Source organism: Frankia sp. AgB32 (genome assembly GCF_023243045.1).
Lineage (GTDB): Bacteria > Actinomycetota > Actinomycetes > Frankiales > Frankiaceae > Frankia.
The window spans coordinates 19527-31568 of sequence record NZ_JALKFX010000103.1 but is presented as its reverse complement, the minus strand read 5'-3'; the positions used below and the strand labels follow the sequence as shown (position 1 = coordinate 31568).

Genomic DNA, 12042 nt, shown 5'->3' with positions numbered 1-12042 from the left:
GGAGCGGTCGACCTTGGACGGGTCCTTGCCGGAGAACGCGCCGCCGCCGTGGCGGGCGTAGCCGCCGTAGGTGTCGACGATGATCTTGCGGCCGGTGAGGCCGGCGTCGCCCATCGGGCCGCCGATCTCGAACCGGCCGGTCGGGTTGACCAGCAGGCGGCGGCCCTCGGTGGAGATGTCGAGCAGCGCGAGCTCCGGCTCAACGACGTACTCGGCGATGTCGGGGGCGAGCAGCGTGTCGAGGTCGATGTCGGCGGCGTGCTGGGTCGACACGACGACCGTGTCGAGGCGGACCGGCCGGCCGTCGGCGTACTCGATGGTGACCTGGGTCTTGCCGTCCGGACGCAGGTAGCCGACCTGGCCGTCCTTGCGGACCGCGGACAGCCGGCGGGCGAGCCGGTGGGCCAGCGCGATCGGCAGCGGCATGAGCTCGGGGGTCTGGTCGCAGGCGAAGCCGAACATCAGGCCCTGGTCGCCCGCGCCCTGGCGGTCGAGTTCGTCCTCGACGGAACCCTCGACGCGGGACTCGTGGGCGGTGTCGACGCCCTGGGCGATGTCCGCCGACTGCGCGCCGATGGAGACGCTGACGCCGCAGGACGCGCCGTCGAAGCCCTTCTTCGAGGAGTCGTACCCGATCTCCAGGATGCGCTCGCGGACGACCGCCGCGATGTCGACGTAGGTCTTGGTGGTGACCTCGCCGGCGACGTGCACCTGGCCGGTCGTGATCAGCGTCTCGACCGCGACGCGGCTCTTCGGATCGTCCTTGATCATGGCATCGAGGATGGAGTCGCTGATCTGGTCAGCGATCTTGTCCGGATGTCCCTCGGTGACGGACTCGGACGTGAACAGGCGCGTCGCCACTTGGTCTTACCCCCTGGGAGATCCCGTTGATTCCGATGAAGCTTACCGAGGTGTCCGCACGGGCACCCGCACTGGCTCAACGCCCGTTCCATCTGCGCGGTCGGTCGAGAACCCGACGACGAGATCGAGAATCCGGTGTGCGACCAGGTCCTTGCTCATGCGATCGATCGTGGTCTGCCGACCGTTGGTGTCCAACACCACGGCGGCGTTGTCGGCGACCTCGAAGCCGAGCCCGTTGCCGACCTGGTTCACCACGAGCAGATCGACCGGCTTTCGGGCGAGTTTGGCCCGGGCGTGGTCCAGAACACCCCCGTCCGGGCTACCCGTCTCAGCGGCGAATCCGACGAGAAGCTGTCCCGGACGGCGGTTCACCAGCAACTCGGACAACACGTCAGGGTTTCGCTCCAGCGCAATCGTGTCGGGAGCGGAGGTCTCTTTCTTAATCTTGTACGCCTGTGGCGCCGCCGGCCGGAAATCCGCCACCGCCGCGGCCATCACGACCACATCGGCGGCCGGCGCCTCCTCGTGCACCCGTTCCCGTAGCTCGGCGGCGGAGGTGACCGCGATCGTGCGCGCGCCGGCGACCTCGGGCAGGGCCACGTTCGCCGCGACCACCGTCACCGTCGCGCCCCGCGCCGCCGCGGCCCTGGCGACGGCATAACCCTGGCGACCGCTCGACGCGTTGCCCAGGAACCGGACCGGGTCGAGGTACTCGCGGGTACCGCCGGCGGTGACCAGCACGTGCCGGCCGGCCAGGTCGGGCCGGACACCGTCCGCCCCGCGAGCGAGCACGGACATCCCGAGAGCGGCGATCTCCGCGGGCTCCGGCAGCCGGCCGGGCCCGGAGTCGGCGCCGGTGAGCCGCCCGACCGCCGGGTCGAGCACGATCGCGCCCCGGGCCCGCAGGGTCGCGACGTTCGCCCGGGTGGCCGGGTGCTGCCACATCTCGGTGTGCATCGCCGGGGCGAACACCACCGGGCAGGTGGCCGTGAGCAGGGTGCCGGTGAGCAGGTCATCCGCCCGCCCGGCGACCGCGCGGGCCATCAGGTCGGCGGTCGCCGGGACGACGAGGACGAGGTCGGCCTCCCGGCCGATCCGCACGTGCGCCACCTCGTCGGCGTTGTCCCACACCCCGGTGGTCACCGGACCGCCGGACAGCGCCGCCCAGGTCGTCTCACCCACGAACCGCAGCGCGGACGGCGTCGGCACGACGCGCACCCGGTGGCCGGACTCGGTGAACCGGCGCAACACCTCGACCGCCTTGTAGGCGGCGATCCCACCGGCCACGCCGAGGACGACGCGGGGGCGCCGGGCCGGTGGGGGCGCGGCGGCGGTCAGCTCGTCGGCCACGGCCGCCTCAGACGACCGGCGACAGGCTGTCGGCGACGGTCTCGTGGGTCAGCAGGCCGGCGTTGATCTCGCGCAGCGCGATCGACAGCGGCTTCTCCTGGGCGTTGGTCGTCTCGACCAGCGGGCCGACGTACTCCAGCAGGCCCTCGCCGAGCTGGGAGTAGTAGGCGTTGATCTGGCGAGCCCGCTTGGCCGCGTAGATGACCAGGCTGTACTTCGAGTCGGTGGCCTCGAGCAGCTCGTCGATGGGGGGGTTCGTGATGCCCTCGGGGTGGGCGACGGTACCGGCCACGATGTCCTTCCGGGTTGTGCTCAGGTGCGCGGGCCCGGGACGGCGGCCGCCGCCCGGACCACCGAGCCTCGCACGGAAACACCCGCGCCCGTCGCGCACACACTGTGCGCGACTGCGTGGCGCCGCCACGGTGCCGCTACAAGCACCGCCACGTCGCAACCGCGGAGTGACCGCACGGAACTCAGTCGATCATCAATGCTACCAAGCGGTCGGCCGCGCCTCCCACCTCGTCGTTGACGACGACGTGGTCGAACTCCGTTTCCGCCGCGAGCTCGATCCTGGCCCGGTCCAGCCGGCGGGCGATGACCTCGGGCGGCTCGGTGCCCCGCGTGGTCAGCCGCCGCGTCAACTCGTCGAACGTCGGCGGGACGAGGAACACGAAACGTGCATCCGGCATCGCCGAGCGCACCTGGCGGGCACCGAGCAGCTCAATTTCCAGCAGGCACGGCACGCCCGTCGCGAGCCGCTCGACGAGCGGGCGCCGCGGGGTGCCGTACGCGTGCCCGGCGAACATGGCGTGCTCGACGAACTCGCCGAGCTTGACCATCCGGGCGAACTCCTCGGCGTCGACGAAGTGGTACTCGACGCCGTCCGTCTCCCCGGGCCGCGGGGCCCGGGTGGTCACGCTCACCGACACCCAGACTTCGGGATGACGTCGGCGGACGGCCGCGACGACCGTTCCCTTCCCGACACCGGACGGACCGGACAGCACTGTGAGGCGCACGGACCCACCCTAGGGCCTGCGAGCCGGCTACGGCGCGGCCGGTCGTCCGCCCGCTGACTACTCGGGTCGGGACCTGTTTCCCATGGACATTCGGATCGGGGGACGGTAGAGAATTCCGGCCCCCGATCCGCGCGGTAGGTCACCTGGCTTCTCCGGAAGGGCGTGAGTGGTGCCACGCACAGCGGCGAAGCCACGACCCGCCCGGTCTTCCCCGGATGTCGGAGTGGAATTCCACTCCGCCGGGTCAGGCCGTTCCGAACTCCTCGAGGAGCGCGGCGCGCTGCTTCGCGCCGAGCCCTCTGAGTCGACGGGTCGGACTGATGCCGAGCCGTTCCCGGATCTTCTGGGCGCGTACGCGCCCCACCCCCGGGAGGGACTCGAGAACAGCCGAAACCTTCATCTTGCCGACGACCTCATCGGCCTCGGCCTGTTCCAGTACAGCGGCCAGAGTGGTCTCCGCCTTCTTCAACCGCTCCTTGAGTTCCGCGCGCTGCTTACGAGCCAGAGCCGCTTTCTCGAGGGCGGCGGCCCTCTGTTCTGGCGTTAGGGGCGGCAGGGGCACGGGTACGCCTCCTCAATTCGGTGATCGCGCCGCGCAAACTAGCGAGGAAGTGGTTCCTCGGTCCAGCCTTGGCCACAACACTCTGATGCGGACATATTGTCCGCACAAGAGAAGGCTTTGACGGGACGAAAGGGGTGGCCAGCACGTGCCGCACCCTTTCGGTCTACGACGGCCCCACCGTACCGCTTCGTACCGCACCAGGACGAACACACCCTGCCCTGACCTCGGCCGTCAGCCCCCCGCAGGCGCTCTACCTGCGGAAATACTGTCTGCGACCGCCCTCGCGGCGCCGCCCAGATCGGTGGCTCGGGTGATGGGACGGCCCATCACGACCAGGTCCGCGCCTGCCTGGAGGGCCTCCCCGGGGGTCGCAATCCGGGCCTGATCAGCCACGTCGGAACCCTCCGGACGCACTCCGGGCGTGATGAGAGTCACGGAGTCACCCAGCTCCGAACGGACCATTCGGACCTCCCGCGGGCTGCACACAAGGGTATTGGCCCCGGCCTCCACGGCCAGCGTCGCGAGGCGGCGGACCGCGTCGTCCGGCGGCCCGGCGAGCCCGATCGCAGCCAGCGCCGCCGCGTCGAGCGAGGTGAGTACGGTCACAACAGCCACCTCGGCTTCGGGGGCCGCCTCGATCGCCGCGCGTATCATCGCCGCCCCGCCCGCGGCATGGACGGTGATGAACCGAGGAAGCAGCGTGGCGACGGATCGCATGCCGCCGGCGACAGTTGCCGGAATGTCATGCAGTTTCAGGTCGAGAAAGAGCTCCGGCGCGCCGGCGCCGCGCCCGCCCGCACCCGGTTCGGCGAGCAGGCCCTCGGCGCGCAGCGCGGCCACGACCGCCGGCCCCTCGCGGTAGAACAGCTCCATCCCGATCTTCAGAACGGCGGCCGCGGGGGCGACCGCCCGCGCCCAGCGCACGGCGGTCGCCCCGTCGGGCGCGTCCAGCGCGACCGCCAGCGGCGCGCGGCCGGCGGGCGGCGCGTAGCGGGACCGCACTCCCCCGCTCACCCGCGGGACCGGGCGGGGTCGAGATCGGCGACGGGTGCGCCCGCCGCGTCTCCCGCCGCGGACGACTCGGGCGCCGCCCGGGCCGTCCCGGCCGACGACCCGGCTGACCCGCCGGGTTCCCGGGCGTCCGGGTCGGCGGCGACGCCGCCGTCCCAGGCCTCGCGCAGCGCGGTGTGGTACTCCTGCAGCGGCCGGACGCCGAGCTCCCCGCGCACCAGTGCCTCGATGCCCTGCACACAGGCGGCAGCGCCCTGGATGGTGGTGATGCACGGCACGCCGGCGCTGACGCAGGCGGTGCGGATCTCGTAGCCGTCCAGCCGGGGACCTACCCCCCACGGGGTGTTGATGACCAGGTCGATCTGCCCGGAGATGATCATCTCCACGCAGTCGAGCAGGCCCTCGGTGGGCGAGCGGTGCTTGCCGAGCACGACGGCCTTGACGCCGTTGCGGCGCAGCACGTCGGCGGTGCCCTCGGTGGCGTAGACGACGAAGCCGAGGTCGGCGAGCCGCTTGATCGGGAAGATCATCGCCCGCTTGTCCCGGTTCGCCACCGAGACGAACACCCGTCCGTAGGTGGGCAGGCCGGCGTAGGCGGCGGCCTGCGACTTGGCGTAGGCGGTGCCGAAGCCGTCGTCGATGCCCATCACCTCGCCGGTGGACTTCATCTCCGGCCCGAGCACGGTGTCGACCCCGCGCCCGACGGCGTCGCGGAACCGGCCGAACGGCAGCACCGCCTCCTTGACGGCGATGTGCGAGTCCAGCGGCAGGCTGGCACCGTCACCGGTGCGCGGCAGCAGGCCCTCGGTCCGCAGCTCGCCGATGGTCGCGCCGAGCATCACCCGGGCGGCGGCCTTGGCCAGCGGCACCGCGGTCGCCTTGGACACGAACGGCACGGTCCGCGAGGCGCGCGGGTTGGCCTCCAGCACGTACAGGACGTCGGACTGCAGCGCGTACTGGACGTTGAGCAGGCCGCGCACCCCGACGCCGCGGGCGATCGCCTCGGTGGAGGTGCGGATGCGCTCCAGGTCGGAGCGTCCGAGCGTGATCGGCGGCAGCGCGCACGCCGAGTCGCCGGAGTGCACCCCGGCCTCCTCGATGTGCTCCATCACCCCGGCGAGGTAGAGCGTCTCGCCGTCGAACAGCGCGTCGACGTCGATCTCCACGGCGTCGTCGAGGAACCGGTCGACGAGCACCGGGTGCTCCGGGGAGATCGCGGTGGCCCGCTCGATGTAGTCGCGCAGCATGGTGTCGTCGTAGACGATCTCCATGCCACGCCCGCCGAGCACGTACGACGGGCGGACGAGCACCGGGTAGCCGACGCGCTCGGCGACGGTGCGCGCCTCGGCGAACGACGTCGCCACCCCGTGCGGGGGAGAGGGCAGGCCGGCGGTGGCGAGCACCCGGCCGAACAGGCCGCGGTCCTCCGCGAGGTGGATCGCCTTCGGCGGAGTGCCGACGATCGGCACGCCGGCGTCGGCGAGCGCCGCGGCGATGCCCAGCGGGGTCTGCCCGCCGAGCTGGACGATCACGCCGGCCAGCGGGCCGGCCTGCTGCTCGGCGTGCACGACCTCGAGGACGTCCTCGACCGTCAGCGGCTCGACGTAGAGCCGGTCGGCGGTGTCGTAGTCGGTGGAGACCGTCTCCGGGTTGCAGTTGACCATGACGGTCTCGTAGCCGGCGTCGGACAGCGCCATCACCGCGTGGCAGCAGGCGTAGTCGAACTCGATGCCCTGGCCGATGCGGTTCGGGCCGCTGCCGAGCACGATGACCCGCGGCCGGTCGCTCGGCGCCACCTCGGACTCGTCGTCGTAGGCGGAGTAGTGGTACGGCGTCTCGGAGGCGAACTCGGCGGCGCAGGTGTCGACGGTCTTGAACACCGGCCGGATGCCGGCCCGGTGCCGGAACGCCCGGACCACATCTTCCTTGGTGTCGAGGATCTCGGCGAGCTGCGCGTCGGAGAACCCGGCCCGCTTGGCCCGGCGGATGCCGGCGGGGTCGCGGGTGACGGCGGCGGCGACCTCGTTGACGAACACGATCTGGTCGACGAACCAGGGGTCGATGCCGGTGACCCGGCTGGCCTCGGCCGGGTCGGCGCCGGCGAGCAGCGCCCGCTGCAGGACCGCGAGGCGTCCGTCGCGCGGCTCCCGGGCCCGGGCGAGCAGCGCGTCCGCGTCGTCGTCGGACCGGGTGAAGTCGGACCGGGTGAAGGAGAACGTGGCGCCGGTGGCCTCCATCGACCGCAGCGCCTTCTGCAGCGCCTCGGCGAAGCTACGCCCGACGCCCATCGCCTCGCCGACGGACTTCATCGTGGTCGTCAGCGTCTCGTCCGCGCCGGGGAACTTCTCGAACGCGAACCGCGGCACCTTCACCACGATGTAGTCCAGCGTCGGCTCGAAGGCGGCCGGCGTGGTGCGGGTGATGTCGTTGGGGATCTCGTCGAGGGTGTAGCCCAGCGCGAGCTTCGCCGAGATCTTGGCGATCGGGAAGCCGGTGGCCTTCGACGCCAGCGCCGAGGAGCGCGAGACCCGCGGGTTCATCTCGATGACGACCTGCCGGCCGGTGGCCGGGTCCACCGCGAACTGGATGTTGCAGCCGCCCGCGTCGACGCCGACGGCCCGCATGACCGCGATCGACATGTCACGCATCTGCTGGTACTCGCGGTCGGTCAGGGTCATCGCCGGCGCGACGGTGATCGAGTCGCCGGTGTGCACGCCCATCGGGTCGACGTTCTCGATGGAGCAGACGACGACCACGTTGTCGGCGCGGTCGCGCATGAGCTCCAGCTCGAACTCCTTCCAGCCGAGGATCGACTCCTCGACCAGGACCTCCGTCGACGGGCTCGCCGCGAGCCCCGCGGCGGCCATCCGGGTCAGCTCGGCCGGGTCGTGGGCGAACCCGCTGCCGGCGCCGCCGAGGGTGAAACTCGGCCGCACGACGACGGGGTAGTCGAACTCCTCCCCCGCGGCCAGGCACTCCTCGACGGTGTGGCAGATCGCGCTGCGCGCGGTCTCGCCGCCGACGGCGGCGACGATGTCCTTGAACGCCTGGCGGTCCTCACCGGCACGGATCGCGTCGATGTTCGCGCCGATGAGCCGCACGCCGAAGCGCTCCAGCACCCCGGAGTCGTGCAGGGCGACGGCGGTGTTCAGCGCCGTCTGGCCGCCCATGGTGGCCAGCAGCGCGTCGGGACGCTCCCGGTCGATGATCTTCGTGACGATGTCCGGGGTGATCGGCTCGACGTAGGTCGCGTCGGCGAGCTCCGGGTCGGTCATGATCGTGGCCGGGTTGCTGTTGACCAGGACGACCCGCAGGCCCTCCGCCCGCAGCACCCGGCACGCCTGGGTGCCGGAGTAGTCGAACTCGCAGGCCTGGCCGATGACGATCGGCCCCGAGCCGATCACCAGGACGCTGCGCAGATCGTCGCGCCGGGGCATCAGGACCGCCCTCCGGCACTCGCCGCGCGGGTCTGGCGGGTCGCGGCCATCAGGTCGCGGAACTTCTCGAACAACTCGGCGGCGTCATGCGGGCCCGGGGCCGCCTCCGGATGGAACTGCACGCTGAATGCCGGCACGTCCAGGCACTCCAATCCCTCGACGACGTCGTCGTTGAGGCCGATGTGGCTGGCGACCACCCGGCCGAACGGGGTGTCCGTCGCGCCGGTCAGCGGCGCGCGCACGGCGAAGCCGTGGTTCTGGCTGGTCACCGCGATGCGGCCGGTGGCCACGTCGCCGACCGGCTGGTTCACCCCGCGGTGGCCGTAGGTCAGCTTGTACGTGTCGAACCCCAGCGCCCGGGCCAGCACCTGGTGGCCGAAGCAGATCCCGAAGACCGGCACCCCGGCGCGCAGCACGGTGCGCAGCGCGTCGACGGCGTAGTCGGCGGTCGCCGGGTCGCCCGGGCCGTTGGACAGGAACACCCCGTCGGGGTTCAGCGCGAGAAGTTCCTCGCCGGTGGTGCGGGCCGGCAGCACGCGCACCTCGCAGCCCAGCGCCGCCAGCGCCGCCGGCGTGGCCCGCTTGATGCCGAGGTCCAGCGCGGCGACGGTGAACAGCGGCGCACCGTCACGGGCCGGCACCACGTACGGCGCCCGGGTGGAGACCAGCGGGGCGAGGTCGGCGCCGACCATCCGCGGCGAGCCGAGCACCTTCTCCAGCAGCGCCGGCCACGGGCCATCCGCCGGCTGGTCGCCGAGCTGGCTGCTGATCCCGCAGCGCATCGCCCCCCGCTCGCGCAGGTGGCGGGTCAGCGCCCGGGTGTCGATGCCGCTGATGCCGACCACACCGGCGCCGGCGAGCTCGTCATCGAGGCTGCCGCGGGAACGCCAGTTCGACGGCCGGCGTGCCGGGTCGCGCACGACGAAGCCCGCGACCTGGATGCGGTCGGACTCGTAGTCCTCGTCGTTCACGCCGGTGTTGCCGATGTGCGGCGCTGTCATGATGACGACCTGGCCGTGGAAGGACGGGTCGGTCAGCGTCTCCTGATAGCCGGTCATCCCGGTGGAGAACACGGCCTCGCCGAACGTCTCGCCGATCGCGCCGTAGGCCTCACCCGCGAAGCTGCGGCCGTCCTCCAGCATGAACACGGCGCGGGCCGGGCGCGCTCGGCCGGCCGGGCGGCCCGGCGCGGCCGTCGCGGTGGCCTCCGGCCACTCGCCGGCGGCGCCGCCGGGGCTGGTGGTGAGGGTGCTCAACGATCCTCCTTCAGCCTGCGGACCTCACCGAGGGGCGAGGTCAAAGGATCGACCGGGGACCGGCCGGGGTCGGTCTGCTCGGGGTGGTCCCAGCCACTGTGGCGGGGTTCCGGCGCGTGCGCGCCCGGATGGCGCGGATCGACGACGGGCTGCGCGCGGCGCGCGTCCGGGTAGCGGTCCTGCGGATGGCGGTCCTCCGGATTGCGTGCCTCCGGGTGGCGGGCGTCTGGGTGGCGGGCGTCTGGGTGGCGGGCGTCTGGGTGGCGGGCGTCTGGGTGGCGGGCGTCTGGCGGGAAACCAGGATCCGGCTGACGGGCGTCCGCCGGGCGGTAGCGACCGGCCGGCCGGCGCTGGGGGTAGCCGTCGGCCGCCCGCCGGTCATCCCGGCGGGGTTCGGCCCGGCGCTCGGCGACGGGCCGCGGGTCCGCGCCGCGCGGGTCCGGTGCCCGGCCGTCGCCCCGCGGCCCGCGGCGGCGGCGCACCGCGGTGCGGATCGCCGGCATCTCCTCGGTGGGCTGACCCGACCCGGGCCGGGCCGGTCCGGTCGCTGTCGACCGCGGGCGCAACCTCGGTCGGATCCGGGGCAGCGCGTGCGGCGAGGTGATGTCGCCCCCGGCGAGATGCGCCGGCGGCGGTCCGATCAGCTCGTGCACGGCCCGCACCGCCTTGGGCTGACGGGCGCGGTCCTCGCCGCGGAAACCCGTCTCCAGCTCGTGGCCGCCGTACGACCAGGCGATGACGATGAGCCGGCCGGGCGCCGACACCTTGCCGGCGTGCGCCCGTTCCAGGCGCGCACCGCGCACGGCGTCGCGGGGGATCCAGAACGTGTCGCCGCCGCGGTCCACCCGCACGCCGGTCTCGTACACACTGACGTACCCGGCGATCCGCCCGCCCAGCCCACGGGCGGCGATCCACTCCAGCCAGTGGCCGGCATCGACGGTGCCCAGGTAGGTGCCGCGCAGCGGGGCGGCGAGCACCGTGCCGGGCTCCGTCGGGGGCTCGGGCAGGTCGGGCAGGTTCTCCTCCTGCTCGGTGGCCCGGCTCTGCCAGGCCCGCGCCAGCGCGCCGACGATCGCCACGAGCAGCAGCAGCAGGCCGACGGCGAGCAGCACCTGCAGGCCCAGGCGGCTCGGGGCCCGGCCGAGGGCGAGCACGACCGACGTGCCGGGCAGCGACGTGCCGGCCGGCAGCGTGGCCGGCAGCGGCGTGGCGGGCAGCGAGGCTGTCATACGACCTTCCCGTCGAGCACGGTGGGTCGGCCCCGCAGGAACGTGGCGCGGACAGTTCCCGGCAGGGACCGCCCCGCATAGGGAGTGTTGCGGCTGCGGCTGGCGAGCGCGTCCGCGTCGACCACCCGCCGGGGCGAGGGGTCGAGCAGCGTCACGGTCGCGGGCGCACCCACCGCTATGGAACTCCCCGGCCCGCCCTCGGTGCACGGCAGACCACCGATCCGTGCCGGGGCGAGGGCCATCCGCTCGGCCACCCCGGCCCAGTCGAGGTGACCGCCGACGACCATCGTCTCCATCACCACCGACAGCGCCGTCTCCAGGCCGAGCATGCCGGGGCGGGCCGCGGCCCACTCGGTCTCCTTGTCCTCCAGCGCGTGCGGGGCGTGGTCGGTGGCGACGCAGTCGATCGTGCCGTCGGCGAGGCCCTCGCGCAGCGCGGCGACGTCCCGGGCGGTGCGCAGCGGCGGGTTGACCTTGTAGACCGGGTCGAAGGAGCTGACCAGGTCGTCGGTGAGCAGCAGGTGGTGCGGGGTGACCTCGGCGGTGACCTGCCAGCCCTTCGCCTTCGCCCAGCGGATGATGTCCACCGAGCCGGCCGTGGAGACGTGGCAGATGTGCAGGCGGGAGCCCACATGCCCGGCGAGCAGCGCGTCCCGGGCGATGATCGCCTCCTCGGCGACCGCGGGCCAGCCTGGCAGGCCGAGACGGGCGGCGACCTCGCCCTCGTTCATCTGGGCGCCCGCGGTGAGGCGCGGTTCCTCGGCGTGCTGGGCGACGACACCGTCGAAGGCCTTGACGTACTCCAGCGCCCGGCGCATGAGCAGCGCGTCGGACACGCAGTGCCCGTCGTCGGAGAACACCCGCACGCCGGCGGCGGAGTCGGCCATGGCGCCGAGTTCCGCCAGCCGCTGCCCGGCCAGGCCCACGGTGACCGCGCCGACCGGCCGCACGTCACAGTGGCCGGCGTCCAGGCCGAGCCGCCAGACCTGCTCGACGACGCCGGCGGTGTCGGCGACCGGAGTGGTGTTCGCCATCGCGTACACGGTGGTGTAGCCACCGAGGGCGGCGGCGCGGGTGCCGGACTCGACCGTCTCGGCATCCTCCCGGCCGGGCTCGCGCAGGTGGGTGTGCAGGTCGACCAGGCCGGGCAGCAGGATCAGCCCGTCGGTGTCGAGGATCGTGGTACCGGGTGGCAGGCCCTCGGAGTCCGGCGTGGTGGAGCCCGCCGGGCGCCAGGCGCCGATGATCCCGTCGGTGAGCAGCACGTCGACGGCCTCGCCGCCGAGCGGGCGCACCCGGCGCAGCACCCACGACCCATCC

The 12042-nt window shown here is 73.1% G+C and carries 10 protein-coding genes; all 10 read right to left on the bottom strand.

Going from position 1 to position 12042, the window contains the following annotated elements; all coding sequences use genetic code 11:
- Positions 1-861 (bottom strand): methionine adenosyltransferase (gene metK, locus MXD60_RS23285; protein WP_248821472.1); only part of this gene is annotated, 861 nt, incomplete at its 3' end.
- A gap of 42 nt (positions 862-903) precedes the next feature.
- Positions 904-2211 carry a bifunctional phosphopantothenoylcysteine decarboxylase/phosphopantothenate--cysteine ligase CoaBC gene (gene coaBC / locus MXD60_RS23280; RefSeq protein ID WP_248821471.1) on the bottom strand — a complete coding sequence of 436 codons (1308 nt, stop codon included), beginning with the start codon at positions 2209-2211 and terminating at the stop codon, positions 904-906.
- Between the two features lie 7 nt (positions 2212-2218).
- On the bottom strand, positions 2219-2503 hold the full coding sequence (gene rpoZ / locus MXD60_RS23275; protein ID WP_248821470.1) for a DNA-directed RNA polymerase subunit omega: 285 nt from the start codon (positions 2501-2503) through the stop codon (positions 2219-2221).
- Positions 2504-2684: 181 nt separating this feature from the next.
- On the bottom strand, positions 2685-3227 hold the full coding sequence (gmk, locus tag MXD60_RS23270; RefSeq protein ID WP_248821469.1) for a guanylate kinase: 543 nt from the start codon (positions 3225-3227) through the stop codon (positions 2685-2687).
- A 244-nt stretch (positions 3228-3471) separates the two neighbouring features.
- Entirely contained in the window at positions 3472-3789 is a 318-nt protein-coding gene (gene mihF / locus MXD60_RS23265; RefSeq protein WP_009742797.1) for an integration host factor, actinobacterial type, read from the bottom strand.
- A 231-nt stretch (positions 3790-4020) separates the two neighbouring features.
- A complete protein-coding gene (gene pyrF, locus MXD60_RS23260) occupies positions 4021-4803 on the bottom strand; it encodes an orotidine-5'-phosphate decarboxylase (protein WP_248821468.1) in 783 nt (260 codons plus the stop codon).
- Entirely contained in the window at positions 4800-8237 is a 3438-nt protein-coding gene (gene carB / locus MXD60_RS23255; protein WP_248821467.1) for a carbamoyl-phosphate synthase large subunit, read from the bottom strand. Before carB ends, pyrF begins: the two co-directional genes overlap by 4 nt.
- Positions 8237-9493, bottom strand: coding sequence for a glutamine-hydrolyzing carbamoyl-phosphate synthase small subunit (gene carA / locus MXD60_RS23250; RefSeq protein ID WP_248821466.1), 1257 nt, complete (start codon positions 9491-9493; stop codon positions 8237-8239). The genes carB and carA overlap by 1 nt, the downstream gene beginning before the upstream one ends.
- On the bottom strand, positions 9490-10722 hold the full coding sequence (locus MXD60_RS23245) for a PH-like domain-containing protein (protein WP_248821465.1): 1233 nt from the start codon (positions 10720-10722) through the stop codon (positions 9490-9492). Before MXD60_RS23245 ends, carA begins: the two co-directional genes overlap by 4 nt.
- A complete protein-coding gene (locus MXD60_RS23240) occupies positions 10719-12029 on the bottom strand; it encodes a dihydroorotase (RefSeq protein WP_248821464.1) in 1311 nt (436 codons plus the stop codon). The genes MXD60_RS23245 and MXD60_RS23240 overlap by 4 nt, the downstream gene beginning before the upstream one ends.
- Between the last annotated feature and the right edge of the window lie 13 nt (positions 12030-12042).

Coding starts and splice junctions, on each gene's coding strand:
- carB (WP_248821467.1), bottom strand. CDS start 8,237: ATGCCCCGGCGCGACGATCTGCGCAGCGTCCTGGTGATCGGCTCGGGG.
- MXD60_RS23245 (WP_248821465.1), bottom strand. CDS start 10,722: ATGACAGCCTCGCTGCCCGCCACGCCGCTGCCGGCCACGCTGCCGGCC.